The 25,443-nt window shown below is 64.3% G+C and carries 27 protein-coding genes and 1 tRNA gene; 18 read left to right on the top strand and 10 right to left on the bottom strand.

The window, feature by feature from the left end; translation table 11 throughout:
* Together EN932_RS06450 and EN932_RS06445 are read left to right on the top strand one after the other, a co-directional pair.
* Positions 1-1,162: hypothetical protein (locus tag EN932_RS06450; protein ID WP_206618916.1), on the top strand; the 1,162-nt coding region annotated here is incomplete at its 5' end.
* A gap of 11 nt (positions 1,163-1,173) precedes the next feature.
* Complete coding sequence (locus EN932_RS06445; RefSeq protein ID WP_245461126.1) at positions 1,174-1,710, top strand: GNAT family N-acetyltransferase; 537 nt, start codon at positions 1,174-1,176, stop codon at positions 1,708-1,710.
* A gap of 72 nt (positions 1,711-1,782) precedes the next feature.
* Here EN932_RS06445 and EN932_RS06440 read toward each other — a convergent pair whose 3' ends face one another.
* Positions 1,783-2,052, bottom strand: a complete 270-nt coding sequence (locus EN932_RS06440) for a hypothetical protein (RefSeq protein ID WP_064992649.1) — start codon at positions 2,050-2,052, stop codon at positions 1,783-1,785.
* A 269-nt stretch (positions 2,053-2,321) separates the two neighbouring features.
* Between EN932_RS06440 and EN932_RS06435 the strand changes: the two genes are divergently transcribed.
* Entirely contained in the window at positions 2,322-3,110 is a 789-nt protein-coding gene (locus EN932_RS06435) for a SapC family protein (RefSeq protein WP_063169576.1), read from the top strand.
* A gap of 43 nt (positions 3,111-3,153) precedes the next feature.
* Here the strand turns inward: EN932_RS06435 and EN932_RS06430 are convergent, their stop codons facing one another.
* Together EN932_RS06430 and EN932_RS06425 are read right to left on the bottom strand one after the other, a co-directional pair.
* Positions 3,154-3,717 (bottom strand): type 1 glutamine amidotransferase domain-containing protein, encoded by a 564-nt coding sequence (locus tag EN932_RS06430; RefSeq protein ID WP_127384856.1) that lies wholly within the window; start codon positions 3,715-3,717, stop codon positions 3,154-3,156.
* A gap of 195 nt (positions 3,718-3,912) precedes the next feature.
* Positions 3,913-3,987: transfer RNA gene (locus EN932_RS06425), tRNA-Gly, on the bottom strand.
* A gap of 254 nt (positions 3,988-4,241) precedes the next feature.
* Between EN932_RS06425 and EN932_RS06420 the strand changes: the two genes are divergently transcribed.
* The 4 genes from EN932_RS06420 (at position 4,242) to EN932_RS06405 (ending at position 6,852) form a co-directional block, all read left to right on the top strand.
* Positions 4,242-4,739: a prolyl-tRNA synthetase associated domain-containing protein gene (locus tag EN932_RS06420; RefSeq protein ID WP_127384857.1), complete on the top strand. Its 498-nt coding sequence runs from the start codon at positions 4,242-4,244 to the stop codon at positions 4,737-4,739.
* Positions 4,740-4,823: 84 nt separating this feature from the next.
* On the top strand, positions 4,824-5,825 hold the full coding sequence (trxA, locus tag EN932_RS06415) for a thioredoxin (protein ID WP_063169575.1): 1,002 nt from the start codon (positions 4,824-4,826) through the stop codon (positions 5,823-5,825).
* A gap of 106 nt (positions 5,826-5,931) precedes the next feature.
* The gene (locus tag EN932_RS06410) at positions 5,932-6,603 is read left to right on the top strand and encodes an LON peptidase substrate-binding domain-containing protein (protein ID WP_013528774.1); all 672 of its coding nucleotides are present in this window, start codon (positions 5,932-5,934) and stop codon (positions 6,601-6,603) included.
* Positions 6,604-6,612: 9 nt separating this feature from the next.
* The gene (locus EN932_RS06405) at positions 6,613-6,852 is read left to right on the top strand and encodes a Trm112 family protein (protein WP_127388386.1); all 240 of its coding nucleotides are present in this window, start codon (positions 6,613-6,615) and stop codon (positions 6,850-6,852) included.
* A gap of 95 nt (positions 6,853-6,947) precedes the next feature.
* Here EN932_RS06405 and EN932_RS06400 read toward each other — a convergent pair whose 3' ends face one another.
* The 3 genes from EN932_RS06400 to EN932_RS38735 are packed head-to-tail and all read right to left on the bottom strand — an operon-like array spanning position 6,948 to position 12,734.
* Positions 6,948-10,295, bottom strand: coding sequence for an error-prone DNA polymerase (locus EN932_RS06400; RefSeq protein WP_128336597.1), 3,348 nt, complete (start codon positions 10,293-10,295; stop codon positions 6,948-6,950).
* Positions 10,292-11,770: a DUF6504 family protein gene (locus EN932_RS06395; protein ID WP_027162864.1), complete on the bottom strand. Its 1,479-nt coding sequence runs from the start codon at positions 11,768-11,770 to the stop codon at positions 10,292-10,294. The genes EN932_RS06400 and EN932_RS06395 overlap by 4 nt, the downstream gene beginning before the upstream one ends.
* A complete protein-coding gene (locus EN932_RS38735; protein WP_127368502.1) occupies positions 11,712-12,734 on the bottom strand; it encodes a hypothetical protein in 1,023 nt (340 codons plus the stop codon). Before EN932_RS38735 ends, EN932_RS06395 begins: the two co-directional genes overlap by 59 nt.
* 182 nt (positions 12,735-12,916) lie before the next feature.
* Here EN932_RS38735 and EN932_RS06385 point away from each other — a divergent pair, with 182 nt between their 5' ends.
* The gene (locus tag EN932_RS06385) at positions 12,917-13,339 is read left to right on the top strand and encodes a metallopeptidase family protein (RefSeq protein WP_013528779.1); all 423 of its coding nucleotides are present in this window, start codon (positions 12,917-12,919) and stop codon (positions 13,337-13,339) included.
* Between the two features lie 188 nt (positions 13,340-13,527).
* On the opposite strand, the gene EN932_RS06380 is transcribed toward EN932_RS06385, so the two are convergent.
* Together EN932_RS06380 and EN932_RS06375 are read right to left on the bottom strand one after the other, a co-directional pair.
* Positions 13,528-13,734: a DUF1737 domain-containing protein gene (locus EN932_RS06380; RefSeq protein WP_013528780.1), complete on the bottom strand. Its 207-nt coding sequence runs from the start codon at positions 13,732-13,734 to the stop codon at positions 13,528-13,530.
* A 51-nt stretch (positions 13,735-13,785) separates the two neighbouring features.
* A complete protein-coding gene (locus tag EN932_RS06375) occupies positions 13,786-14,661 on the bottom strand; it encodes a CoA ester lyase (RefSeq protein ID WP_024504050.1) in 876 nt (291 codons plus the stop codon).
* Positions 14,662-15,000: 339 nt separating this feature from the next.
* Here EN932_RS06375 and EN932_RS06370 point away from each other — a divergent pair, with 339 nt between their 5' ends.
* From EN932_RS06370 to EN932_RS06355, 4 genes are read left to right on the top strand one after another with little or no spacing between them, the layout of a single operon-like run.
* Positions 15,001-16,539: a DUF4173 domain-containing protein gene (locus EN932_RS06370; RefSeq protein ID WP_127368500.1), complete on the top strand. Its 1,539-nt coding sequence runs from the start codon at positions 15,001-15,003 to the stop codon at positions 16,537-16,539.
* Between the two features lie 3 nt (positions 16,540-16,542).
* The gene (locus EN932_RS06365; protein WP_127368499.1) at positions 16,543-17,235 is read left to right on the top strand and encodes a response regulator transcription factor; all 693 of its coding nucleotides are present in this window, start codon (positions 16,543-16,545) and stop codon (positions 17,233-17,235) included.
* Positions 17,226-18,827 carry an ATP-binding protein gene (locus EN932_RS06360; protein WP_013528784.1) on the top strand — a complete coding sequence of 534 codons (1,602 nt, stop codon included), beginning with the start codon at positions 17,226-17,228 and terminating at the stop codon, positions 18,825-18,827. The genes EN932_RS06365 and EN932_RS06360 overlap by 10 nt, the downstream gene beginning before the upstream one ends.
* Positions 18,828-18,856: 29 nt before the next feature.
* Positions 18,857-20,023 (top strand): FAD-binding oxidoreductase, encoded by a 1,167-nt coding sequence (locus EN932_RS06355; protein WP_127388406.1) that lies wholly within the window; start codon positions 18,857-18,859, stop codon positions 20,021-20,023.
* Positions 20,024-20,099: 76 nt separating this feature from the next.
* On the opposite strand, the gene EN932_RS06350 is transcribed toward EN932_RS06355, so the two are convergent.
* On the bottom strand, positions 20,100-20,525 hold the full coding sequence (locus EN932_RS06350; protein ID WP_127370323.1) for a GNAT family N-acetyltransferase: 426 nt from the start codon (positions 20,523-20,525) through the stop codon (positions 20,100-20,102).
* 128 nt (positions 20,526-20,653) lie between these two features.
* On the opposite strand from EN932_RS06350, the gene leuD reads away from it, so the two are divergent.
* From leuD to EN932_RS06315, 6 genes are all read left to right on the top strand, one after another.
* Positions 20,654-21,259 (top strand): 3-isopropylmalate dehydratase small subunit, encoded by a 606-nt coding sequence (gene leuD, locus EN932_RS06345; RefSeq protein WP_013528787.1) that lies wholly within the window; start codon positions 20,654-20,656, stop codon positions 21,257-21,259.
* 69 nt (positions 21,260-21,328) lie between these two features.
* Entirely contained in the window at positions 21,329-22,258 is a 930-nt protein-coding gene (locus tag EN932_RS06340) for a hypothetical protein (RefSeq protein ID WP_127388407.1), read from the top strand.
* A gap of 221 nt (positions 22,259-22,479) precedes the next feature.
* A complete protein-coding gene (locus tag EN932_RS06335; protein WP_024504044.1) occupies positions 22,480-22,863 on the top strand; it encodes a RidA family protein in 384 nt (127 codons plus the stop codon).
* A gap of 13 nt (positions 22,864-22,876) precedes the next feature.
* Positions 22,877-23,227, top strand: a complete 351-nt coding sequence (locus EN932_RS06330) for a VOC family protein (RefSeq protein WP_127368683.1) — start codon at positions 22,877-22,879, stop codon at positions 23,225-23,227.
* A 290-nt stretch (positions 23,228-23,517) separates the two neighbouring features.
* Entirely contained in the window at positions 23,518-24,621 is a 1,104-nt protein-coding gene (gene leuB / locus EN932_RS06320) for a 3-isopropylmalate dehydrogenase (RefSeq protein ID WP_127368682.1), read from the top strand.
* Positions 24,622-24,625: 4 nt separating this feature from the next.
* On the top strand, positions 24,626-25,114 hold the full coding sequence (locus EN932_RS06315) for a GNAT family N-acetyltransferase (protein ID WP_128368767.1): 489 nt from the start codon (positions 24,626-24,628) through the stop codon (positions 25,112-25,114).
* Here the strand turns inward: EN932_RS06315 and EN932_RS06310 are convergent.
* Positions 25,104-25,443 (bottom strand): DUF805 domain-containing protein (locus EN932_RS06310; protein WP_164890436.1); only part of this gene is annotated, 340 nt, incomplete at its 5' end. The genes EN932_RS06315 and EN932_RS06310 overlap by 11 nt on opposite strands.

Below are 25,443 nucleotides of genomic sequence, written 5' to 3'. Positions count from 1 at the left end.
GTCGCGGCTGATGGTGGTGGGGATCGATTCCGCCAAGGGGCAGTTGATCCAGAAGGCGCAGCTTTCGCCGAACGGGCCATGGCCTTCGGCCTGGTCGTTCATCGCGCCCGGCGCCTGGGTGATCATGACGGCGGGGCTGACCAGGGACGGCCGCGTCGCGGTGGTCGCGCAGCCATCGGGAACCACCAACCTGTCCTTCATCACCGAGGACGCCAACCAGATCGGCCCGGTCGAGAAATGGACCGCGCCGATGAGCATTGGCACACCGCCCGGTGCCACCTCCTATCAGAAACTGACGATGGCGCGCGATGCCGATGGCCGCGTCGAAATCTTCCTCACCGACAATCTGGGCCGCATCTGGTGGATCTACCAGAACCCGGATGTGATTGTTCAAGTGCAGAAAACCATCACGCCGCCCGGCACGACGACGCCGATCGTCGTCACCGTCGACGAGCTCAGGCCGCCCGTCCAGCCGTGGAGCGCCTGGATCCAGCTGACCGGGCAGCTCGTGGCGATCACGGCGCTGCGCCAGGCAGACGGCCGCATCGCGCTGTTCGGCATCAACTCCGCCCTCCATCTCTATCGCTGCCAGCAGGCCAAGGCCCAGGCGCTGACGGTCGCCGACTGGACGCCATGGGTGCAGATCGACGCCGGCTACCCCTTCACGGAAATGGCGCCGATTGTCGGTCCGCTGGGCGGCACCAATCTGTTTGCCATGACGCAGCAAGGCCAGGTCCTGCACACCAAGCAATTGCCGGCCGGCTCCGATACCTGGACGGCCTGGGCGACGCCCGGCTACAGCAGGGTCCCCAAATACACGCTCTGCGCCGGCATCCAGGGCGATGGCGACATCATGCTGGTCGCCTCCGACCAGCAGCATGTCCACTCCTTCAACGCCCAATATGACGCCGCGACCCAGAACTGGTCGGGATGGCGCGATTTCAGCGGCTCGGGCGCCAACACCCGCCTGTCGCTCGATTACAATGCCGATGGCCGCCTTGCCCTGTTCTCGATGATGGTCCAGAACGACGGCACAAATGGTCTGTGGACCATCAACCAGATGGCCATGGACAGCTCCGAATGGGAGTGGACGTGGACGGCGCTGGCCACCAGCAACCTCAAGCAGATCGTCGTCGTGCGCGACCTGACGCCGCCGGTCTGACGTCAGGCAGCGTGACAGAGGCGAAGCAGGCGTATCGGCTCGCAGCCTGGTCCCGGTCGGAGAAGGCCGGGCTCGGCTTCCGCGCCGCGACAGAGGCGGATCTGCCGTTCCTGTCGCGGCTCTATGCCTCGACGCGCGTGGAAGAACTCGCCGTGACGGCGTGGACCGAGGCACAGAAGGCCGAATTCCTCGGCATGCAGTTCCAGGCGCAGCACGCGCATTACCAAAAACACTATCCCGAGGCCGACTGGCTGGTGGTGGAACGCGCCGGGCTGGACATCGGCCGCCTCTATATCGAGCGCTGGCCGAGCCAGCACCGCATCATCGACATTGCCTTCCTGCCGCATCATCGCCGCAAGGGCTACGGCACCGCACTGCTGCGCGATCTCATCGACGAGGCATGGTTAGCCGGCAAATCAGTATCGATCCATGTCGAGAAGCACAATCCGGCCAGGTGGCTCTATGTCAGGCTCGGTTTTGCGGTGGTCGAGGACAAGGGTGTATACGATCTGATGGCGTGTGCGGCGCCGAGGGGCGGGGCGGGGTGAGACGATGGCTGTCCCGCTGGCGTCAAGGTTTCGCGCCGCAGCGCAAGCGTCGCCTCAAAAAGCAAACGTCGCCTAGTTGAACACCGCTTCGTACAGCCGCCCGGCCGCATCGGCGGCGACCGGCACGATGAAGATCTCGTGGCTGCCGCTTTCCCCGGTGAAAAGGTAGGTCGCCTGCGGCAGCGCGATGTCGCGCGGGCCTCTGAACAGCAGCGAGAAACCGCCGCCCGGGCGCGGGCTGGCGGCGATGGGTTTGACCGCGCTCAGTTCGAGCGGGATCTGCTTGCCCCCGGCTTCGATGGTGAAGGTTTGTCCCTGCTCGAAATCCGATACCGACGCCATGCTATCAACCTCAATCCACCTTGCAGGCGGCACTGTCGCCGCTTCGCCGCAAGCTGTCCAGAGGCGGGCAGGCGGCGGTCGTGTTCCCCAAGACAATCGATCGCCGCAAATCCCAAAGATACAGCACCGCCTGTCCTTTTATGCGCGCAAGAGACGCTGTAGTACTTTGTCCTGCGCGGGATTCCTTTCGATCCAAGATCAGCGCAAACAAAGCATAGATCCCGGCTTCGGGACCATTGGCAGCCTGATGGGCGTGCGGGAGACGGATGATGGCGGATGCAAAGACGGACGTGACGGGCGATGCGCTGCCGCTGTTCTATTCGAGGCCCGAGGCGCTCAATCCGGCGCGGCACGGCTCGCTTGGCCTGACCGCGCGCAGTGACTTCGGCTTCGCCCGCTCGGCGCACGCCATTCCGGTGGTCGCGTCGGAAATGCCGGCGGCGATGCGCTCCTACCCGATCGTCTTCATCGGCCCGGCCAAGTCGCCGGTGATCATCACCGGCGTGCGCCAGAACGAGAATTTGTTCGTCGATGCCGACGGCAAATGGACCGGGCCGCACTACATCCCCGCCTATGTCCGGCGCTATCCTTTCATCCTGGCCGAAGACCCGACATCGGCCGGCCGGCTGACGCTGTGCGCCGACCGGGCCAGCAATCGCATCGTCGACCAGCTGCTGGCGCCGTTGCGCGACGACAAGATCCTGCCGTTCTTCGCCGGCAACGAGCCGACCGAAGCGACCAGACAGGCGCTCGCCTTCTGCAACCAGTTCCAGATCGACTTCCGAGCCACCCGCGAGATGGTCGAAAAGATCGATGCGCACGGCCTGTTTTCGCCGCGCCAGAGCAAGGTGACGCTGGAGGGTGGCGAGGTGCTCAACCTCACCGACTTCCAGGTGATCGACGAGCCGGCCTTCAACAAATTGAGCGACGAGGCGTTTCTCGACCTGCGCAAATCAGGCGCGCTCGGCCTGCTCTATTGCCACCTCGCCTCGACCAACAGCTGGACCTCGCTGGTGCATCAGGCATCGCTGCGGAAGGCGGATGGGGCGAAGGGCTGACTGTGAAAAGCTTGCGCGGTCGATCGTCTGGGCGGACAGGCGGCTAGGCAGCAACCCTTCTGTCGTGCCGCCCTTCCCTGATCTCCTCGGCGAGCTTGTCGCAGAACGCGTCGAGATCGCCGGGATTGCGACTGCTGACGAGCCCCTGGTCGGTGACGACTTCGGTGTCCTCCCACAGACCGCCGGCGTTGATCACATCGGTCTTGATCGATTTGTAAGACGTGACCCGGCGACCCCTTACGATGCCGGTCTCGGCGAGAAGCCAGGGCGCATGGCAGATCGCGCCGACGACCTTCTTGGCCGACCAGAACGATTCGACGAAGTCCAGGGCCTTTCGCTCGACGCGCAGCAGATCCGGATTGATGACCCCGCCAGGCAGGACGATCGCGTCATAGTCGTCCGACCGCGCCTCATCCAACGTCTTGTCGACAGGAATCTCCCGACCCCAGTCCTTGAGGTCCCAGCCTTTGATCTTGCCGCTTGCGAGCGACACGACATCGACCTCGGCGCCCGCCTCGCGTAATTTTTTGAGCGGAACTTCAAGCTCGGATCGTTCGAACCCGTTTGTCGCAAGGATAGCGACGCGCTTACCGGAAATATCCTGCATTGGTTTTTCTCCATCGTTAGGTGGTGGAGGGCTAACGAGGCGAGGCGGGAAGCGTTCCTGGCTGTAATTTTATGTGACATGAGAGGCGGATGGACGAAGCGCAGTTCGGCCCAAGCTCCCAGTTCGACAATGTCCAAAAACGAAAAAGCCGCGGCGGACCGCGGCTTTTCGATGCTTGATTTCCTTAGAGGAAATTGGAGCGGGTGAAGCGATTCGAACGCTCGACCCCAACCTTGGCAAGGTTGTGCTCTACCCCTGAGCTACACCCGCTCGCACGGCGTCTTGGCCGCAAGCCGGGCCTATATGGCTGAAGAGCGCGGCGATTGCAACAGGGAAATCGCAGGCTTTTTTACGACCCGGCAAGCGAGGCCGGCAAGCCGCCGGCGGGCGCGCGAGTGGCACGCGGCGGGGGCGCCACCGCAAAGGGCGGGTGCCGCTCACCGTGATGTCGCATGACGGTCTTGTGTCGGCTGCCCCATTGGCCGTAAACGGCTGGCTAGAGAAACGGGACGAAGACGAAACCGATGCCGAAGACCGAAACCGATTTGATGGCCTTTCTCGCCGAACTCGGGATTGCCGCCTCGACGAAGCGCCATCCGCCGCTCTACACGGTCGCGGATTCGCAGGCGCTGCGCGGCGAGATCGCCGGCGGGCACACGAAAAACCTGTTCCTGAAGGACAAGAAAGACAATTTCTTTCTGGTCACCGTCGGCGAGGACGCGGTCGTCGACCTGAAGCAGATCCACCAAGTGATCGGCGCCGCCAGCCGGGTTTCTTTCGGCAAACCGGAGATGCTGATGGAGCTGCTCGGCGTCACGCCGGGCGCCGTCACGGTCTTTGGCATCATCAACGACACGGCAAACAGGGTCAAGCTCGTGCTCGACAAGGATTTGATGGAGCATGCGGTGATCAATGGGCATCCGCTGACCAATGAGGCGACGACATCGATCGCAGCGAGCGACCTGATCAGATTCGTCGAGGCAACCGGGCACGATGCTGCTATCTTGAAAGTCTCCGCGTGATCGCCACATGGATGGCTTAAAACCGATGGTCTGAAGCATAGGGCGCCTGGCCGCCGGCCGGCGGCGCCACGGAAGGGTAAAGAGATGAGCGACAACAATCCGTTCGGCGGCCCCTTTGGCGGCAATGGCGGCCAGTACACCACCTCGGTGCAGTATGGTGGAACCGCGCCGGCGCCGGCGAAAGTCGCGCTTGGCGATACGCCCGCCGCTCCCGCCGATGTGATCAAGGACACGACGACGGCTGCCTTTGCCGCCGATGTCATCCAGGAATCGCGCCGCCAGCCGGTGCTGGTCGATTTCTGGGCGCCCTGGTGCGGACCTTGCAAGCAACTGACGCCGCAGCTGGAGAAGGCGGTCAAGGCCGCCGGCGGCAGGGTCAAGCTGGTCAAGATGAACATCGACGACCATCCGTCGATCGCCGGCCAGCTCGGCATCCAGTCGATCCCGGCGGTCATCGCCTTCAAGGACGGCCAGCCGGTCGATGGCTTCATGGGCGCCATCCCGGAGAGCCAGATCAACGAATTCATCACCAAGGTCGGCGGCAAGGGCAATGGCGCGCCGCCGGTGGCCGAAGCTCTGGCTGCGGCGACCGAGGCGCGCGACGCCGGCGACATGCAGACCGCGGCCGACATTTATGACGCCATCCTGGCGCAGGCGCCGGAGACGATCGAGGCGATCGCCGGACTGGGAGAGCTGCTGTTCGAGGCCGGCGACACGGAAGGCGCCGAGGCGCTTTTGGCAACAGCCCCGGAGGCCAAGAAGGATGCGCCGCCGGTGGCAGCCCTGCGCGCCAGGATGGCGGTTGCGGCGCAGGCGGCGGCTCTCGGCAATCCAGCCGAATTCGAGCGGCGCCTTGCGGAAAATCCCGGAGATCACCAGGCGCGTTTCGATCTGGCCATGATCCAGAACGCCAACGGCGACCGTACGGCCGCCGCCGACAATCTGCTGGCCATCATCAAGGCCGACCGGGCCTGGAACGAGGATGGCGCGAGGACGCAATTGCTGCAGCTGTTCGAGGCCTGGGGCATGACCGACGAGGCGACGCTGGCCGCGCGCCGCAAATTGTCGGCGCTGCTGTTTTCCTGAGCCGGCTGCCGGTTGTTTTGCCGCACGGGCTTGGCGTCGGCGATGATTGCGCCAGATTAGGGCCAAGAACTCACGCGCTTTTTGATGGCGCGATCGGAGGAATGAGGTGCAAGCGGGAAACGCGCATTACCGGCTCGCCAAGGATTTGCCGTCGACGATCCCTATCTTTCCGCTCGAGGGGGCGCTTTTGCTGCCGGGAGGCCGCATGCCGCTCAACATCTTCGAGCCGCGCTATCTGCAGATGGTGGACGAGGCGATCGCCGGCTCGCGGCTCATCGGCGTCATCCAGCCCAGTCTCGACGGGGCCTTGCGCGACGACGGCGAGCCGGAACTCTGCAATGTCGGTTGCGCCGGGCGCATCATCGCCTTTTCCGAGAGCGGCGACGGCCGTTACCTGATTTCGCTGCAGGGCGTGTGCCGGTTCCGCATCGCCCATGAATTGACGGTCAAGACGCCGTTTCGCCAGTGCAAGCCCTCGCCTTTCCTTGCCGATCTCGATGAGGACCAGGCGGGCAACGAGATCGACCGGCCATCGCTGCTCAAGGCATTTCGCGCCTATCTGCAGGCCAACGACCTCGAGGCCGACTGGGAAAGCGTCAGCCGGGCCGAAAATGCCATGCTGGTCAATGCGTTGTCGATGATGGCGCCCTACGGGCCAGCCGAGAAACAGGCGCTGCTCGAAGCGGCGGATTTGAAGACCCGGGCCGAGACGCTGATCGCCATCACCGAAATGGCGCTGGCGCGCGAGAATGAGGATTTTGGGTCGAGTTTGCAGTAAGAGGGCGCGATGGCGGACGGACGTGACGGGAAGAAGGTCGACCCCAGGCTGCTGGAACTCTTGGCCTGCCCACTGACCAAGGGGCCGCTGGCCTGGGATCCGGAGCGCGGCGAACTGATTTCCAGGGTCGCCAAGATTGCCTATCCGGTGCGTGACGGCATCCCGATCATGCTGCCTTCCGAGGCGCGGACGCTTTCGGTGGAGGATGTGCTGGCCCCGCCACCGCCACGTTTGGGTGGGCCGGGCTGAGGGGCACGTTTCTTGTACCCAATAGGCCGGCAGGACAGAGGGGGCGCGAAGGATCGCCGACGTCCGCTTTCGTTCCGTTCTTGGCATGGCCTTGCCTACTGAAAATTCCGCCCCTTGGGCATGACCTGTTCCGCTTCTTCCGACAGCGTTGCGAGATCCTGCCGGATCGGCGCGCTTTGTTTGGCGGGGCTGAAGCGATCCGAACCGTCCTTGGCGAGGTCTCTCGGAGGAACCACTGGTGCAGCCTCGCTGACCTTCTCCAGAAGCACGGTCAGCCAGGGCGTCAGATCCTCGATCTTCTCGGCAACGATGTGGACCACACCCGATTCCGACTGCAATTTCCCGGTGACCTTGACGAACCGGGCCCCCATGACGATAGGCCGATAGCGGTCGAAGGTTCTTTGCCAGAAGATGATGTTGGCCACCGCCTTGTCGTCCTCCAGCGTCAGGAAGATCGCATTGCCCTTGCCGGGGCGCTGCCGCACCAGCACGAGGCCGGCGACCGAGACGCGCCTGCCATCGCGCACGGAAGGAAGATTCGCATTGGGGATGACGCCGGCGCGGTCGAGCCGCTCGCGCAGGAAGGCGACCGGATGCGCCTTCAGCGACAGGCCGAGCGCGCGGTAATCGTGGATGACATGCTCGCCGAGCGGCATTTTCGGCAGCCTCGTCTCCGGTTCCAGCTCGCGCAGGCGAAGCGCCGGCTGGTCGAACAGCGGCAGCCTTTCGGCGGCGCTCTTGCCGTCGAGCGCGCGCACCGCCCACAAGGCTTCGCGACGATCAAGACCGAGCGAGCGAAAGGCATCGGCCTGCGCCAGTTTTTCGATCTCGCCGACATCGAGGCCGGAGCGCAGCCAGACATCCCTGACGGATACATAGCCTGAGCCGCGCCGCTCGACGAAAGCCTCCATGCGCTCTTTCGACAGGCCCTTGATCTGGCGGAAGCCGAGCCGGACGGCATGCTTCGTCTCGATGACGTCGCGCATTTCGGCATGGCGTGGCAGGATGCGGGCCGGATCGAAAGGCGCCTTTTCCAACGTACAATCCCACACCGAAAAATTGACGTCGACGTCGCAGATGTCGACGCCATGGTCGCTTGCGTCGCGCACGAGTTGGGCCGGCTGGTAAAACCCCATCGGCTGCGAATTCAGGATCGCGGCGCAGAACACGTCGGGATAGAAGGTCTTGAACCAGCAGGAGGCATAGACGAGCAGGGCGAAGGAAGCAGCATGGCTTTCAGGAAAGCCGTATTCGCCAAAGCCCTCGATCTGCTTGAAGCAGCGCTCGGCGAAGTCCTTCGTGTAGCCCTTGCCGACCATGCCATTGATCATACGGTCGCGGTAATTGCCGATGGTGCCGGTGCGCTTGAAGGTGGCCATGGCGCGGCGCAGTTCATCGGCTTCGCCCGGTTTGAAACCGCCGGCGACGATGGCGATATTCATCGCCTGTTCCTGGAACAGCGGTACGCCAAGCGTTTTCTTGAGGATCGCTTCCAGCTCCGGCTTTTGATACTCGGCCTGTTCCTTGCCTTGCCGGCGGCGCAGATAGGGATGGACCATATCGCCCTGGATCGGGCCCGGCCGAACGATCGCCACCTCGATGACGAGATCATAAAAGGTTTTCGGCTGGAGGCGCGGCAGCATCGACATCTGGGCCCGCGATTCGATCTGGAAGACGCCGAGCGTGTCGGCGCGGCAGATCATCTTGTAGACCTGCCTGTCCTCCGGCGGCAGGGTGGCCAACACATAGGGCTGCCCATAATCATCCCGCGCATTAGGATAGTGATCCGTGAGCAAGGTGAAGGCGCGTTGCAGGCAGGTCAGCATGCCGAGCGCCAGCACGTCGACTTTCAAGATCTTCACCGCGTCGAGATCGTCCTTGTCCCATTCGACCATCTTGCGCTCGTCCATCGCCGTCTTGACGATGGGCACAATCTCGTCGAGCCGGTCCCTGGTGATGACGAAGCCGCCGACATGCTGGGAGAGATGGCGGGGGAAGCCCATGATCTCATTGGCACGCTCCATCACGTGCCTCGACACCGGGTCGGTGCGGTCGAGGCCGCCGGCGCGGGCTTCCTTCTCGCCAAGCTCCGATGTCGACCAACCCCAGATCGAGCCGGAAAGCGATGCCCTGACATCCTCGGACAGGCCCATCGCCTTCGACACTTCGCGCAGCGCCGACCGGCCGCGATAGCTGATGACGGCGGCGGCAAGTGCCGTGCGCTTGCCGCTGTATTTCTCGTAGATGTACTGGATTACGGTTTCGCGCTTTTCGTGCTCGAAATCGACGTCGATATCCGGCGGCTCGTTTCTCTCCTCGGAAATGAAGCGCTCGAAGAGCGAATCGATTTTTTCCGGCCCCACTTCGGTGATGCCGATGCAGAAGCAGACGACCGAATTGGCGGCTGATCCACGTCCCTGGCAGAGAATATCCTTGCTGCGCGCGAACTTGACGATGTCGTAGACAGTCAGGAAATAGCGGGCATAGTTGAGGCGTTCGATCAAAGCGAGCTCTTCCTCGATGCGCTTGGTCACGGAATCCGGCACACCAGCCGGATAGCGGTTCGCCGCCCCCTCCCGCGCCAGTCGCGCCAGCTCCGCCTGTGGACCAAGACCCGATTCCGTCGGCTCGTCGGGGTAATTGTACTGGAGGTCGCCAAGCGAAAAAGTCAGCTCTTGCGCAAACCGCAGCGTCTCGGCCAGCGCCTGCGGGTGCCGGCGGAACAGGCGGCCCATCTCCATCGGCGGCTTCAGATGGCGCTCGGCATTGGCGGAGAGTTGCAGCCCGACCTCGGCAACGGGCGTGTTGAGGCGGATCGCGGTCAGCACGTCCTGCAGCGGGCGCCGTTCGGCGGTGTGATAAAGAACGTCGTTGGTCGCCATCAGCGGAATGCCGGCGCTCTCGGCAAGTGCTGCCGCCTGCTCGATCCGGAAACGGTCATTGCCGGCGTAGTCGGGCGAAACGCCAAGCCGCAGGTTCCTGCCGAAACGGCCCTTGAGCTCACCAAGCAAGGCAAGACTGTCTTGCGCCCCCGTCGACAGACCGGGCAGGACCGCCAGCGACATCAGGTCACCCCATTCGAGCAGGTCGCCGCGCTGGAGAAGGGTGGCGCCTTTTTCGTTCTCGTTGCGCAGATTGGCTTGCGTCAGCATGCGGCAGAGGTGCCCCCAGCCCTTGCGGTCCTGGGGATAGGCGAGGATGTCCGGCGTGCCGTCGTCAAAAACCAGCCGGCAGCCGGGGTGATAGGAGAGTTTTTCGACCTTGGCCTGCTGCCAGGCGCGCACCACGCCGGCCACCGTGTTGCGATCGGCAAGTCCGATCGCCGAGAAGCCCAGGAGCTTGGCCGCGACCACCAGCTCCTCCGGCTTGGAGGCGCCGCGCAGGAAGGAGAAATTCGACTGGATGCCGAACTCGGCATAGGGAATGACGGTCAGCGCGTTCATGCGAAGACTCCATGCAGGAACCAGCGCGGCGGGACTTGCGAGGCGCCGCCGTAGAGGCCTTGCCGGTAGAGCCAGTAGCGGCGGCCGTCGGCATCCTCGATGCGGAAATAGTCGCGCGTCGATGCCGCCTCGTCGCTTGGCGCTTCCCGCCACCATTCGGCGGCGATGCGTTCCGGCCCTTCGGCGCGCTTGACCCGGTAGAGCGCGCGCCGCCAGCGGAAGTTCAGCGGCGGTCCTTCCGGCATTTCGGTGGCCGGCACATCGATGGGTTCGGGCGAGCGGAACAGCCGGATCGGTCGTTCCGGCGGAAATATGGTTTTTGGTGCCTGCAGCCTGTCCGGCTTCTTCGGCGGCGTGGTCCGGCACGGCGCGTCGGTGAAGGGGATGGTGGCGACGGCACGCTCCGGCAGATGGCTTTCGACCGCGACCGGCCGGAGAACCGCGCCATCGCCGAGCCGGGCGCGGATGCGGTCGGCGAACAGCGCGATATCGGCGCCGTCGTCGGTCACCTCGCCGGCAAGATCGGCCTGCTGCATGTCGAAGGTGGCTGATGCCAACACTGAGAGCCGCACCAGATCGAAACCATAGCCGGCATCGATATCCTGTTCGAGCGCGGCCAGCCTTTCATGGAACAGTTTCTGGATCAGCATGGGTTCGCGCATCGGCCGCGAGGTACCGAGCGCGATGCGGCTGACGGCGCCGTCGACGCGAAAGAGCAGCAGCGCCAGCGTCCGGGCGCCCTCGCCGCGGCGCTCGAGGTCGGTCTTCAAGGTCGCCGCCAGCATGCCCACCAGCCGTTCGATGTCCTCGGTCAGGGTGACGGGTTCGGCGAGGTGGCGTTCGACCGAAAGCGGCGCGACGGGCAGGCGCGGCGACACCGCCTCGTCGAGCCGGCCAAGCGCCTGGTCGAGGCGCAGGAGCAGCAGGGCGCCGAAGCGGCGGGCGAGCGGCGCGCGCGGTGCCGCCATGACGGCGCCCGCCGTGCGCAGGCCCACACTTTCCAGGCTGGTGCGGGTCGAAGGTTCTATGCGCAGCGCGGCCAGCGGCAGGGGCGCCAGCAGCGCCTCCTCCTCGCCTGACACAACGATGCGGTCGCCGCAAAAGCGTGCCGCCGCCCAGGCCGCACCCGGCGTCGCGGCAAGCCCGGCGCGGACATCGAAACCCTGATGGAAGAAGCGCGACAGGATGTCGTCCAGCATGGCGCGCTCGCCGCCGAACAGATGGGTGCAGCCGGTGACGTCGAGAAACAGGCCGTCTGCCCCGTCCAGCGCCACCAGCGGGGTGTAGCGGTCGCACCAGTCGGCGAGGCCTTCGAGCAGGCGGCGATCGGCTTCCGGATCGGCCTCGACGACGTCGATCGACGGATGCATGGCGCGCGCATCGGCGATGCCCATGTCGCGCTTCAGGTGCAGCGCCTCAGCCCGCTCGTCGAGGGCCGAGATGCGCTGTGCGTTGCGGTCGCGATGGCTGATCACGAGCGGCGGGTGAGATGGGTGATCCGACGGCCGGGAACGCCAGGACCGCCCCAGACGCTGGCGCAGGATCCTTTCCGCCGCCAGATAGGGAAACCACAGGGACAGGATTCTTTGCCCGGTCTCTTGCCTCGCCCGCTCTTTCGTCGAATGCGCGTTCATCGGGGTTCCACTCCAGTGTGAATTGTCCAGGCAGGGCCGTGCGGCTCTTGCCGATGGTGAGGGTGAAGGCCGGGCGGCCGATCGAGCCGGCCAGCGGCCCGGCGATGGTGTCGCGCGGCACCGCCGGCGCCGAGGCGACGATGAGGCGGACGGGTGCCGCCGTCGGTTCGGGCCCAGCCGCCTGCCGCAGCAGGAACACCGGCCGGCCGGCCGCTTGCGCCCTTGCATGCAGCCGGCGTGTCGCGGTCAGGTCAAGCCGCTGCGGATTGCCGCGGATTTCCAGGATGACGGCGGCGAGCGCCGTCATCCGGGCCGCCTCCTCGGCGACCCACAGTGCATCGACGAGCCTTGGCGCCTCAGAAAACAGCAATTGCTCCGGCTCGATGCCGAACGAGGCGTGAAGCCCCCTGGCATAGGGAAAGCCGGCCTCGCGAAAAATCTCCGATGTGCCGATCCACAGCACCGGCAGCCCCGGCGTTTGCTTGAGGATCAGGCTGGTGAGCGACAAAGCGAAGCCGGCGACGGCCCCGGCATCGCGGGTTTCAAGCCCATGGATTTCGCTCAGGGCGGCCTTCGGCAGCCCGCCGCTCAGGGCGGCATCGAGGCGCCCGACGCCGATAGGCAGGAACGCATCCGGCAACGCCGCGGCAATGCCACGCCGGACGATTGTGAGATCAGTGTTGACGTCAGCATCAAAGGGTGCGGCTGCCGGCGCAGCCAAGCGCTCGGGCAGCGTTCCCTCGATGTTCGCGATCTGGCGGCGCAGGGCAAAAACAGTCTCCCGCGCCACGGCGGTCATCGCCATGACGGTCAGCTTCCACTCACAATTGTTCCTGTTATGTTCCTATAGATTCCAGAGCGCATCCCAAGAGTCAAGCAGAGTCATGGAGAATTTATTCCTCTCTGCAGGGATGGCGCAGGCGCATCGGCCCGTTCATTTGCCGATTCCGGTGCGAAAGCCTATATGCCGGGATCAAAGGACAAAGCATGGCCCGCATCTACAAGACCCGCACCTGGCACGACGAACTCTCGCCCTCGATGGACGAAATGGAGTTCCTGGCGCTGGAGGCGTACGCCCATCTGCCGGAGGATTTTCGCAAGCTGACCGGCGAGATCGTCATCCAGATCGCCGAATTCCCAACCGACGAAATCATGGACGATCTGTCGCTGGAAACGCCATTCGACCTGCTCGGCCTGTTCGAGGGACGCGGCATCGCCGAGCGCTGGAACCCGCAGACCGGCGAAGGCCCGAACCGCATCACGCTCTACCGCCGCGCCATCCTCGATTACTGGTCCGAGAACGAAGAGACGCTGGGCGACATCGTCACCCACGTGCTGATCCACGAGATCGGCCACCATTTCGGCCTGTCGGACGAAGATATGGAGAAGATCGAAGAGGCGGCGGAGTAGGGGTGCGCTGATATTCAGGTGATGCCGGCCTGCAAATGATGGCTTCCTGCGCTTCCCCGCTCTACCGCGTCGCGGTAGAACTGTGCTCACGTACCCAAAAGTACGCTCCGCTCCGGTTCTCGGAAACCACCATTTTCGACTCGGCCTGACCTGAATCTCAACACACCCTGCGTCGGAGCTTTTCAAATCTACCAGTCACTCAGCTTGGTATCGGGCCCGTATTCCTGACCGTCGATATCCTTGACCACGGCCTGGCCGCAACGCATCGCTTTGGCCTTCTTGTCGTAGGCATAGGTCGGCGAGCCGAACAAATGCCAGCCCTTGTTCAGCGCCGCTGTCACCTTGTGGCAGAAGCTGGCATCGTCCGGAGCGGACAGAAAGCGGTAGAGTTTCATTGTTCAATTCCTGTCGTGAGTAGCTGTAGCCCGCTCGCATCCATCGAGCATTTATGACCCGATGGCGGCTGCCTTCGCCAGCAGTTTTTCGGCCTGCGCCAGGTGCAGCCGCTCGACCATCCTGCCGTTCAGCGCGATCACACCCTTGCCGGCATTCTCGGCGAGCGCGAAGGCTTCCTTCACCGAGCGTGCCTCGGCCACCGCTTCCGTGGACGGCACGAAGGCGCGGTTCGCGGCTTCGATCTGGGCCGGGTGGATGAGGCTCTTGCCGTCGAACCCCATGGCCGCGGCTTCCGCGCATTCATGGGCGAAGGCGTCGAGGTCGCGAAAATCGTTGGAGACGCCGTCGAGCATGTCGATGCCGCCGGCGCGTGCGGCCAGCACCATCTGCATCAGCCATGGCACGAGGTAGCGCCTATCAGGCGTCGCCAGAATGCCGGTCTCCTTGACCAGATCATTCGTTCCGGCAACGAAACAATTGAGCCGCGAGGCCGGATCGCGGCCAAGTTCGGCGATGGCGCCGATGTTGAGCAGCGCCTTGGGCGTCTCGATCATCGCCCATAGTTTCACGCTGTCGGGGGTAAAATTGTCGTCAAGCACGTCGCCGGCCTCGAGCAGGTCGCGCGGCGTGTCGACCTTGGGCAGAAGGATGCCGTCGGGTTCGCAGCTTGCGGCAGCCAGCAGGTCGTCGGCGCCCCATTCGCCTGATATCGCATTGATGCGCACGATCATCTCGCAGCGTCTCTCGGAATGGCCGGCGAAAATGCCGGCCAGTTTTTCGCGGGCGGCGATCTTGTCGGCCGGAGCGACGGCGTCTTCCAGGTCGATGATGATGGCATCGCAGGCAAGCTGCGCGATCTTGGCCAAGGCCTTGTCGCTGGAGGCCGGGATGTAGAGCACGGAGCGGCGCGGACGGTAGGTTTCCATGGCTGATCTATGCCGCTTGTGGGCGGGTGAGGCAAGTCGGGGCATGAAGCTACCAATCTCCCCCACGAGGGGGGAGATCGGCAGCGTTTACCCCTGCACGAAAACTGCACGGGCCTGCGGAAAACCTCCTCGGATCCGCCCTGCCGTTTCCCCGCCCGCTTGCGAGACAAGCGGCATGCACAAGCGAGCAAAGCCCCGTTGGTCCCTGACTCACCGACTGCGTAGCGAGGGCTGGTGGCTGGCCGATCCGCCGCGCGCGTGTCCCGTCGCAACCCTCATTCCCTTTGTCCGCAAAAGCCCGCCAACGGTTCGGCTGGAAGCCATCAGGAAAGCCAGGTCATGACAGCGTTGTTCTCCGCCGCGCCGAGCTATTGCAGCCGTTTCGGTGTCGCCATCCTGCTGGCAGCGCTCGCGGATTTTCTGTTCTATGGCCAGCCCGCCGGGATCACGGTTCTCCTGTTCGCCCTGCTGATTGCCGCGGCGGTCGTGGCTGTGCACCCGGCCGCCTTCAACGACGGCCGGGTCTGGCTCAAGCCCATCGCCTTGCTTGTCGCGCTGCTGCCGCTGGCTGAAAACGTCAGCACCCTGTCGGTCTCGATCGCGCTGGCGGCGCTGACCGTCTTCGCGCTTTCGTTGAGCGGCCGGCTGCGGCACAGCATCGCCCGCATTGCCGGGCAGATCGTGCTGTTCGGGCTGGCGGCGCCGTTCCGCTTCGTCATTGATTTCATCCGCTGGCGCAGGACGGCGCGGCGGTTCGGTGGGCGTCGCATCCGGCTGGCGGCGATCGCCGTCTGGGTGATGCCGCTGACGCTGGGCGCGGTCTTCCTGGCGCTGTTCGGTGCCGCCAATCCGGTCATCGACTATTGGCTGTCGCTGATCGATCTCGTGAGGCTGCTCGATCTTATCCAGCTGGCGCGGATTGCCTTCTGGCTGTTCGTGCTCGCCGCTGTCTGGGCTTTTCTGCGACCGCGCCTGCCGCGCCTGGTTCGCCGCATCCCGCGCGCGTTGCCGGCGGTCAGCGCTCAAGCCGGCAAAACCGCCACCACCATCGAAGACATCCTGTTCGGCAAGGCCGCCATCCTGCGCGCCCTGATCGTCTTCAACATCCTGTTTGCGCTGCAGACGGCGCTCGACGCCGCCTATCTGTGGGGCGGGGCAGCGCTTCCCGATGGGCTGAGCTACGCCTCCTACGCGCATCGTGGCGCCTATCCCTTGATCGTCACGGCACTGCTTGCCGCCGGCTTCGTGCTGGCAGCGCTGCGACCCGGCAGCGAAACCTCGGCCGATCCGCTGATCCGCCGGCTGGTCTATGTCTGGGTGGCGCAGAACATCATGCTGGTCATCTCGTCGATCCTGCGGCTCGACCTCTATATCGGCATCTATGCATTGACCTACTGGCGCGTCGCCGCCTTTGTCTGGATGGGGCTGGTGGCATCAGGCCTTGCCCTGATCATTGCCCGCATCGCGCTTAGAAAATCCAACGAATGGCTGCTGTCCGCCAATCTTCTGACGTTATCCCTGACGCTTTATGCCGGCTGTTTCATCAATTTCGCAGCAACGATCGCCAACTACAATGTCGACCATTCCCTCGAAATGACCGGCCAGGGCATTCCCCTAGACGCCTGGTATCTTCACTCGCTCGGTCCGGGCGCGTTTCCCGCGCTTGATCGCTTCCTCGAGCACCAGGGCAAGACGGCGGCCGCCGGCACTGTCCGCGAACTGGCCGGCGTGCGCGGCAGCGACGAAATCTGGTATCGAACTATCCAGCAGAACTGGCGGGCCTGGAGCTTTCGCGACTGGCGGCTGCTTCGATATCTCGACACCAAGGAGCCGTTCGTGATTCCCTCCGCTATCGAACCTTCCATGCCGGGCCGCTGATCCATGCCGCATCACATCCTCGTCGCCGACGATGACCCGCACATCCGCGAGGTGATCTGCTTTGCCTTGGAGAAGGCCGGCATGAAAACGACAGGGGTGGCCGACGGTGCCGCCGCCTTGCAGGCAATCGGCCGCCGGGCACCGGACCTCGTCATGCTCGATATCGGCATGCCGGAAATGGACGGGCTGGAGGTCTGCCGGCGGCTGCGGCACATATCCGATGTGCCGGTGCTGTTCCTCTCTGCGCGCGACGAGGAGATCGACCGCATCCTCGGGCTCGAAATGGGCGGCGACGACTATGTGACGAAACCATTCAGCCCGCGCGAGCTGGTTGCCCGCGTCAACGTCATCCTGCGGCGCGCCCGCCCGGCGGCGCCCGAACCGGCCGACGACAGGCAGTTTTCGCATGGCAAACTGGCTCTGGCGCCGGCCAGCCATACCGCCAGCTTCGACGGCAAGCCGTTATCGTTGACAGGAATTGAGTTCTCGATCCTGAAGGGGTTCCTGGCGCGGCCGGCGCATGTGCTCGACCGCGACGCGGTGACGGCCAGCGCCTATGCCGCAAACATCCACGTCGCCGGCCGCACCGTCGACAGCCACATCCGCAACATCCGCGCCAAACTGGCAGCTGTGGGTTGCCCTAATGTCATCGAGACGGTGCATGGCGTCGGCTTCCGGCTTGGCCGATGCGGCTGACGGCCTCCAGCAAATGGATCGGCCGCAAATGGCGGCCACGGCTTGCCACGGTCGTCGTCGCCATCCTGATCATGGTGATGGCCTTGCCACTGGTCGGCCTGTTCTTCTTCCGCCTCTACGAGAACCAGCTGATCCGCCAGACCGAGGCGGAGCTGATCGCGCAAGGCGCTGCCATCGCCGCCATCTATGCGCGGGATGTACGTGACGCCGGCATCCCACCGGAAAAGCTCGGTGCGCCGATGCCGGAGCCAAGTGGGGATTCAAGCCGCAGCGTCAATCCGGACCCGCTCTACAGGCCAATCGAACCGCAGCTCGATCTTGCCTCGGATTATGTCCTGCCGACCCGGCCGGCGGCGATGCCGGCGATCGTCGATCCCGCCTTCGCGGTGATCGGCGCGCGCCTGTCCGGCATCCTCGACGCCACCCAGAAAACCACGCTGGCCGGCTTCCGGCTGCTCGACCCCCGGGGCGTCGTCATTGCCGGGCGCGGCGAGGTCGGCCAGTCGCTCAGTGCGGTCGAAGAGGTGCGCACAGCACTTGCCGGCCACTATGCCAGCGCGCTCAGGCTGCGCATTCCCGACCAGCCGACGCCACCGCTCTATTCGGTCAGCCGCGGCACCAAGGTGCGTGTCTTCGTCGCCCTGCCGGTCGCTGTCGACGGCCAGGTCGCCGGCGTCGTCTATGTGTCGCGGACGCCCAACAACATCATCAAGCATCTCTATGGCGAACGTGGCAAGGTGACGTTGGCGGCGATCGCCATTCTCGGCGGCACGCTGCTCATCGGTCTCATCTTCCTGCGCACCGTCAGCCGGCCGATCTATGCGCTGATCGACCGCACCGAGCGTATCGCCGCCGGCGACCGCACGGCGATCCGGCCGCTCGACCACCACGGCACGCGAGAGATGGCGGAGCTGTCCGCCGCCTTCCTCGACATGGCCGAGAAGCTTCAGGCGCGGTCGGACTCGGTCCAGACTTTCGCCACACATGTCTCGCATGAGCTCAAATCGCCGCTGACGGCGATCCAGGGCGCGGCCGAATTGCTGCGCGATTCCGGTGGCGCGATGGACGATGCGGAGCGGCGGCGTTTCTCCAACAATATCGTCACCGATGCGGGGCGGCTCAATCTGCTGGTGCGGCGCCTGCTCGACCTGGCACGCGCCGAAAACCTGGCGCCGAGCGGCGAAAGCACATCGCTCGGTGCGGCACTGTCGCTGCTGCCCGTCGACAACAGGCTCGCGGTTAGCATCGGGGCCGGCGGCGACATCAGATTGCGCATATCGGCCGAGAACGCGGCTATCGTGCTGGCCAATCTCATCGACAATTCGGCCAGGCATGGCGCGATGCAGGTTTCTGTCTCCGCTACGAGCGCCGGCGGCAAGGCGAGCATCCTGGTCAGCGATGACGGTGCCGGCATTTCGCCGAGCAACCGGGCGCGCATTTTCGAGCCGTTCTTCACCACGCGGCGCGAACAGGGCGGCACCGGCATGGGGCTTGGCATCGTGCTGGCCCTCCTGAAAGCGCATGATGGTATGATCGCGCTGGTTGACAGCGAGCGCGGCACGCGCTTCGAGGTCATTCTGCCGGTGGCGTGAAGGACACTATCGGCCGGATCGGAGAGAACATGCGCTACGACATCGTCATCATCGGCGGAGCCATCGTCGGCTCCTCGGTCGCCTATTACCTGCGTGAGCAAGGGTTTTCCGGCACGATCGCGCTGGTCGAGCGTGATCCGCAATTCGCGCATGCGGCAACGACGCTGTCCATGGCCTCGATCCGCCAGCAATTCTCGATCCCGGAAAACATCCGCCTGTCGCAGTTCACGCTGAAGCTGTTCCGGCGGCTGAAGGAAGAGTTCGGGGATGACGCCGATATCGGCTTTCGCGAGGGCGGCTACCTCATCCTTGCCGGCGAGGACGGCTTGCCGATCCTGAGGAGCAATCACCAGGCGCAGATGGCCGAGGGCGCCGACATTGTGCTGGAGGACGCGGATCAGCTGGTGCGCCGGTTCCCATGGCTGTCGACCGAGGGCATTTCAGCCGGCGCCTATGGCCGCAGCGGCGAAGGCTGGTTCGACGCGCATGCGATGCTGACGCTGTTCCGCAAGGCGCTGCGGCAGAAGAAAGTCGATTTCATCGCCGCAGATGTCACCGGCATCGCGCGCGATGGCAACCGCGTCACGGGAGTGAGCCTGGGCAATGGCGAGACGCTGGAGGCTGGCATCGTCGTCAACGCCGCCGGCCCTAACGCCGGCAAGGTGGCTGCCATGGCCGGGCTCGAGCTGCCGGTCGAGCCGCGCAAGCGCAATGTCTTCGTCTTCGAGGCGCGCGAGAAATATGCCGACATGCCGCTGCTGGTCGATCCCTCCGGCATCTATGTCCGTCCGGAAGGCTCGGTCTACCTCACCGGCGGCGCCGAACCGGAGGAAGGCGACTGCGCACCCGATCCCGGCGACTTCGAGGTAAACTGGCCACTGTTCGAAGAGGTGATCTGGCCGGTGCTGGCGACCCGTATTCCCGCCTTCGAGGCGATCAAGCCGACCCGTGCCTGGGCCGGCCACTACGACTACAACACGCTCGACCAGAACGCGGTGATCGGTCCGCATCCCGACGTCGGCAATTTCCTGTTCGCCAACGGCTTTTCCGGCCACGGCCTGCAGCAGGCGCCAGCAGTGGGCAAAGCGCTGGCCGAACTAATCGTGCATGGCGGTTATCGCACGGTGGATTGCTCGGCGTTCGGGTATGAGCGGGTGGCGGAGGGAAGGGCGTTCCGGGAATTGAATGTGATTTGAGCGGGCAAAGGGAAGGTCCTTTTTGACGCTGGCGCGAAGGATCGCTACGGTTGCGGAAGAGTATTTCGAGCGAGCCTCAGCCCTTGCGGTCGAACCAGAAGGCGTCGGCCATGCGCTTCATGCCGATACGTTCGTAGAAGCCTACGGCATCGGGCATGGAGATCAGGCTGATGGCGACCGATGGTCCAAGCTGCCGGCGCGCCTCGTCCATCAGGCCCTTGCCGATGCCGAGCCCCTGTGCCGATCGGGAAACGGCGAGTTCGGAGATGTAGCAGACCCAGGAGAAGTCGGTGATCGCCCTGATGACGCCGATCAGCGGCTTGCCCTGAATATCAAGGCGCGCGGTCAGCACCAGATTGGCGCCCGACAGCATCGCCCGCAGCCGCGCTTCATCATCGATCGGCCGTGTCTCGCCGAGGCCGGATTCGACCAGCACGCGACGGAATTCGGCGATGTCGAGCGCGGGTTCTCTGTTATAGAGGACGTGTGCGTTTTCTGCCATGGCCGCCAGATTGCACCATCGGGCTGGCTTGTGCCACCATGCACGAACAGTTGCCTTTTATTTGCCGCCGGCTTTGTGTAAACCGGGCCTCAGCAAATTCCCCCGCAACGAAAACACGGGCAAAAGCCATGGAAAAATTCACCAAGCTCACCGGCGTCGCCGCTCCGATGCCGATCGTCAATGTCGACACCGACATGATCATCCCCAAGGATTACCTCAAGACGATCAAGCGCACCGGGCTCGGCACCGGCCTGTTCGCCGAAATGCGCTACAAGGACGACGGTTCGGAAAACCCGGATTTCGTGCTCAACAAGCCGGCCTACCGCAAGGCGCAGATCCTGGTCGCCGGCGACAATTTCGGCTGCGGTTCCAGCCGCGAGCACGCACCATGGGCGCTGCTCGACTTCGGTATTCGCTGCGTCATCTCGACCTCGTTCGCCGACATTTTCTACAACAACTGCTTCAAGAACGGCATCCTGCCGATCACCGTCAGCCCCGAGGATCTCGAGAAGCTGATGGACGACGCCTCGCGCGGCTCCAATGCCACGGTGTCGGTCGACCTCGAAGCCAAGGAAATCCGTGGGCCGGATGGCGGCGTGGTCAAATTCGACCTCGACGACTTCAAGCGGCACTGCCTGCTCAACGGGCTCGACGATATCGGCCTGACCATGGAGAAAGCCGGCGCCATCGCTTCGTTCGAGAAGCGGAACGCCGAACAGCGCCCCTGGGCCTGAGCGGCGCGCTCCGGACGGATGGATCTGGCCTTTCGGGCCGGTTCGCGGCGACTGAGTGGAGGGACAGTCATGACACGTTCGCTTCTTGCCGGCCTTTGCGGGCTGGCCTTGTTGCTGGGGCAAATCGCCAGCGCGTCTGCGCAGACCCAGACGCCCGCCACACAGCCGGCCCCGGCGACGGAGCAGCCGTCCGCCGATCAGGGGACGAACGCCGCCGATGCTTCCGATGACGACAAGCAAGCTCCCGTCCCGTTCGAAGGCGGCACGCTGACCATCACCCAGAAGGAACAGTACGGCGAGAAGGTGCTCGCCTATGACGGTCAGCAGCTGGCCAGCAATTACGATGTCTTCTTCGACAAAACAGTCGAGGTCGGCGGCGTCAAGGTGGCGCTGTTCGATGTCGGCGACGGCGGCAATCAATGCGGGCCGGCGACGGTGATCGTCTGGAAACCGGAAGGCGGCACGATCCAGAGCACCACGGTCGAGCAGGACCAGTGCGGCGCGCCGCCCTCGGCGGTGTCCGACAGCGCCATCTATTTCGTGCCCTACCTGTTGCCGGGAGATCAGAAGCCGGCTTTGCAATGGTCGCCGACCGACGGGCTGACGATTTCGGGCAATCTTACCTACATGCCGGAACCCGGAACGGACTGGAAAGACATCGATCCGGAAAAGTACCAGAACATCATCGACGCCTTCCACAATGAGGCCGTCTACACGGAAGCGGAAAAGCTGCTCGGCAAGGACATGCCCGACATGGCGACCAGCCTGCTGGTCGGCGGCGGCACCGAAAAGACCGCTTCGGGCGCCTTCTACGCCAGCGGCTGCGTGCCGCATGACTGCGGCGGCAATGACGGCTTCATGGCGGTCGACCCGGCCCAGCGCAAACTCTACTTCGCCCGCCGCGGCGACAATGGCCAGCCGCAGGCGTGGCCTGGTGTGGCGACATGGCCCGCGGATGTGAAGGCGGCGTTGGACAAGGCGCTGGGGGCGGCAAATTAAAGCTTTAGCGTTGCGCAGCACCCCCTCGCTTTCGTCATCCTATGGTCTGCGCCGCGTCGCTACGCTCCTTGCTCCGCCATAGGATGACGACGGAAGGGATGCTTCAACCAATCTCGGAGGTTCGCGCTTCGCTTCCGGGATAACAGTTTGCCTGGCTTGGCCCACGACCCGCGCCGTTCCGCCTGCTAATGCTGGCCGACAACCCAAGCAAGGCCCCTCATATGCGCAAACTCATCTCCACCGGTTCGCCGTTCGAAAAGACCGCCGGCTATTCGCGCGCCGTGGTGCAGGGCGACTGGTGCTTCGTCTCCGGCACCACCGGCTACGACTATGCGACGATGACGATGCCGGAAACGGTGGAGGCGCAGACGCGCAATTGCCTGGCGACGATCGGCAAGGCGCTGAAGGACGGCGGCTTCGAGATGGCTGACGTGGTGCGGGCGCATTACTACATCACCGACCAGGCCTTCGTGGATGTAGTCTTCCCGATCCTCGGCGAGACGTTCGGTGACATCAGGCCGGCAGCGACGATGATCGTCTGCCAGCTCAACAAACCGGAAATGAAGATCGAGATCGAGGTGACGGCGCTGCGGCGCACGGCCTGAAGGGCGACCGACGATGAAAGTCCAGCGCATCGTTGCCAATATCGAGACAGCGGATGTCGCGGCGGCGAAGCGTTTCTACCAGGATGTGCTCGGTCTCGACCTGCTGATGGACCTCGGCTGGATCGCGACCTACGGCTCGCAAGCAAAGATGGATGTCCAGGTCAGCTTCATGGCGCAAGGCGGCTCCGGCACGCCGGTGCCGGATCTCTCGATCGAGGTCGACGATGTCGATGCAGCGCTCGATGCCATGAAGGCGGCGGGCTTTGCCATCGAATACGGACCGGCCGACGAACCGTGGGGCGTGCGACGCTTCTACGTGCGCGATCCGTTCGGCCGGCTGGTCAACATTCTCTCGCATCAGTGATGACGTATGCCGGCGGGACAGCGCCCCCCTCTGGCCTGCCGGCCATCTCCCCCTCAAGGGGGGAGATTGGATGTCGCCTCGGCGTTCGCCAATCTCCACGTCAGAAAGAAGAGGCGAAACGATAATGCTGCCAATCTCCCCCTTGAGGGGGAGATGCCCGGCAGGGCAGAGGGGGGCGCTACGGATCACCAACGAATCGGGTTATCCGTGATCGCTGCGTTCCTGCTTGCATGCAACTCGCTTGGCGTTTAGCAAGGCCGCGGTTCAAATCTTTCCAGGACGGTTTCTCCATGGCAACGAAGCATCTTTTCCTGCTCCCCGGTGACGGCATCGGTCCTGAGGCCATGGCCGAGGTCAAGAAACTGATCGCGGTTATGAACGACAGGCTCGGCAGCGGTTTTGCCACCGATGAGGGGCTGGTCGGCGGCTGTGCCTATGACGTGCATGGCGCGGCGATCTCCGATGCCGACATGGAAAAGGCGATGGCGGCCGACGCGGTGCTGTTCGGCGCCGTCGGCGGTCCGAAATGGGATGCGGTGCCCTATGAGGTGCGCCCGGAAGCCGGCCTGCTGCGCCTGCGCAAGGACATGGAGCTATTCGCCAATCTGCGCCCGGCCATCTGCTATCCGGCGCTGGCGGCGTCCTCCTCGCTCAAGCAGGAGGTGGTCGAAGGTCTCGACATATTGATCGTGCGCGAGCTGACCGGTGGCGTCTATTTCGGCGAGCCCAAGCAGATCATCGATCTCGGCAACGGACAGAAGCGCGGCATCGACACGCAGGTCTACGACACGTTCGAGATCGAGCGCATTTCGGGCGTCGCCTTCGAACTCGCGCGCACCCGCAAGAACCACGTCACCTCGATGGAAAAGCGCAATGTGATGAAGTCGGGCGTGTTGTGGAACGAGGTCGTCACCCAGACCCACAAGGCGCGCTATTCCGACGTCAAGCTCGACCACATGCTGGCCGACGCCGGCGGCATGCAGCTGGTGCGCTGGCCAAAGCAGTTCGACGTCATCGTCACCGACAATCTGTTCGGCGATATGCTGTCCGATATCGCCGCTATGCTGACCGGCTCGATCGGCATGCTGCCGTCGGCCTCGCTCGGCGCGCCTGACGTGAAGACCAAGAAGCGCAAGGCGCTCTACGAGCCGGTGCACGGTTCGGCGCCCGACATTGCCGGCAAGGGCATTGCCAACCCGATCGCCATGATCGCCTCCTTCGCCATGTGCCTGCGCTATTCCTTCGGCATGGTCGATGAAGCCGACCGCGTCGAAGGCGCGATCGCCGCCGTGCTCGACGCAGGCCTGCGGACGAAAGACATCATGTCCGATGGCATGACCGAGGTCGGTACGGTTGAGATGGGCGACGCGATCATCGCCAAATTCCTGGGCTGATACCGTGACGGTCGACGTCCGCTGGGCGACGATCGAGGACGCGACGACGCTCGCGGCCATGTTTTGCGAGATGGCGGGACATTATCGGCAACCGCCTCTCAATGCCGACCGGGCCCTGTCTGCGGCACGAAAATGGCTTGGCGAGGAAAGCCCGGCCTATCCGCATTTCGCGCTCGCCTTCATCGAGGGCGAGGTCAGCGGCCTGGCGTCGGTGGCGATCGCGCATCCCGGTATCGATCTCGAGCGGCTGCTGTTCCTTAAGGACCTGTTCGTGCGCGACAAAGCCCGCAACGCTGGTGTCGGCCGGGCGCTGATCGGCTTTCTCGCCGATCATTGCCTGCGCGAAGGCATCGGCCGCATCGACCTGACCAGCGAGGACTGGAACGAAGGCGCGCAGCGTTTCTACGACCGACTTGGCGCAGAACGCCACGGCCAGAAGGTCTTTCTCAGGCTTTCGGGCGAGGCGCTGAAGGCGATCATCCCTAGACCCTGACGCCCGCCGGCACCGGTCCCCACTGGTTTTCGCGGGCCTGCGTCGGGATCAGCGCGAAGACCAGGATGATCAGGCTGCCGATGGTCGGGATCAGCACCACCAGATAAAGCCAGCCCGAGAGGCCGATGTCATGGATGCGGCGAACGGTCATGCCGAGGCTGGGCAGCAGTGTCGCCAGGACGAAGGTGCCGCAAAGGCCGACGGTTACCGCCGCCGATACGCTGCTGTCGAAATTGCCCATTTCATTGTCGGCGAAAAGACCGATGCCGCCGATGACAAGCAGCGAGACCACCCAGAACAGGAAATAACCCCAATATTCCTTGCGGCGG

Source organism: Mesorhizobium sp. M7A.F.Ca.US.002.01.1.1, from assembly GCF_004022955.1.
Lineage (GTDB): Bacteria > Pseudomonadota > Alphaproteobacteria > Rhizobiales > Rhizobiaceae > Mesorhizobium > Mesorhizobium ciceri.
The sequence above is the reverse complement of the archived record's forward strand: the minus strand, read 5'-3'. Positions and strand labels throughout refer to the sequence as shown.

What these genes read in the sequence shown, in the direction of transcription:
- EN932_RS06440 (WP_064992649.1), bottom strand. Translation starts at nt 2,052, where the DNA reads ATGGCGTCGGTATCGGATTTCGAGCAGGGACAAACCTTCACCATCGAA.
- EN932_RS06435 (WP_063169576.1), top strand. Translation starts at nt 2,322, where the DNA reads ATGGCGGATGCAAAGACGGACGTGACGGGCGATGCGCTGCCGCTGTTC.
- EN932_RS06430 (WP_127384856.1), bottom strand. Translation starts at nt 3,717, where the DNA reads ATGCAGGATATTTCCGGTAAGCGCGTCGCTATCCTTGCGACAAACGGG.
- EN932_RS06420 (WP_127384857.1), top strand. Translation starts at nt 4,242, where the DNA reads ATGCCGAAGACCGAAACCGATTTGATGGCCTTTCTCGCCGAACTCGGG.
- trxA (WP_063169575.1), top strand. Translation starts at nt 4,824, where the DNA reads ATGAGCGACAACAATCCGTTCGGCGGCCCCTTTGGCGGCAATGGCGGC.
- EN932_RS06405 (WP_127388386.1), top strand. Translation starts at nt 6,613, where the DNA reads ATGGCGGACGGACGTGACGGGAAGAAGGTCGACCCCAGGCTGCTGGAA.
- EN932_RS06400 (WP_128336597.1), bottom strand. Translation starts at nt 10,295, where the DNA reads ATGAACGCGCTGACCGTCATTCCCTATGCCGAGTTCGGCATCCAGTCG.
- EN932_RS38735 (WP_127368502.1), bottom strand. Translation starts at nt 12,734, where the DNA reads ATGGCGATGACCGCCGTGGCGCGGGAGACTGTTTTTGCCCTGCGCCGC.
- EN932_RS06385 (WP_013528779.1), top strand. Translation starts at nt 12,917, where the DNA reads ATGGCCCGCATCTACAAGACCCGCACCTGGCACGACGAACTCTCGCCC.
- EN932_RS06380 (WP_013528780.1), bottom strand. Translation starts at nt 13,734, where the DNA reads ATGAAACTCTACCGCTTTCTGTCCGCTCCGGACGATGCCAGCTTCTGC.
- EN932_RS06375 (WP_024504050.1), bottom strand. Translation starts at nt 14,661, where the DNA reads ATGGAAACCTACCGTCCGCGCCGCTCCGTGCTCTACATCCCGGCCTCC.
- EN932_RS06370 (WP_127368500.1), top strand. Translation starts at nt 15,001, where the DNA reads ATGACAGCGTTGTTCTCCGCCGCGCCGAGCTATTGCAGCCGTTTCGGT.
- EN932_RS06365 (WP_127368499.1), top strand. Translation starts at nt 16,543, where the DNA reads ATGCCGCATCACATCCTCGTCGCCGACGATGACCCGCACATCCGCGAG.
- EN932_RS06360 (WP_013528784.1), top strand. Translation starts at nt 17,226, where the DNA reads ATGCGGCTGACGGCCTCCAGCAAATGGATCGGCCGCAAATGGCGGCCA.
- EN932_RS06355 (WP_127388406.1), top strand. Translation starts at nt 18,857, where the DNA reads ATGCGCTACGACATCGTCATCATCGGCGGAGCCATCGTCGGCTCCTCG.
- EN932_RS06350 (WP_127370323.1), bottom strand. Translation starts at nt 20,525, where the DNA reads ATGGCAGAAAACGCACACGTCCTCTATAACAGAGAACCCGCGCTCGAC.
- leuD (WP_013528787.1), top strand. Translation starts at nt 20,654, where the DNA reads ATGGAAAAATTCACCAAGCTCACCGGCGTCGCCGCTCCGATGCCGATC.
- EN932_RS06340 (WP_127388407.1), top strand. Translation starts at nt 21,329, where the DNA reads ATGACACGTTCGCTTCTTGCCGGCCTTTGCGGGCTGGCCTTGTTGCTG.
- EN932_RS06335 (WP_024504044.1), top strand. Translation starts at nt 22,480, where the DNA reads ATGCGCAAACTCATCTCCACCGGTTCGCCGTTCGAAAAGACCGCCGGC.
- EN932_RS06330 (WP_127368683.1), top strand. Translation starts at nt 22,877, where the DNA reads ATGAAAGTCCAGCGCATCGTTGCCAATATCGAGACAGCGGATGTCGCG.
- leuB (WP_127368682.1), top strand. Translation starts at nt 23,518, where the DNA reads ATGGCAACGAAGCATCTTTTCCTGCTCCCCGGTGACGGCATCGGTCCT.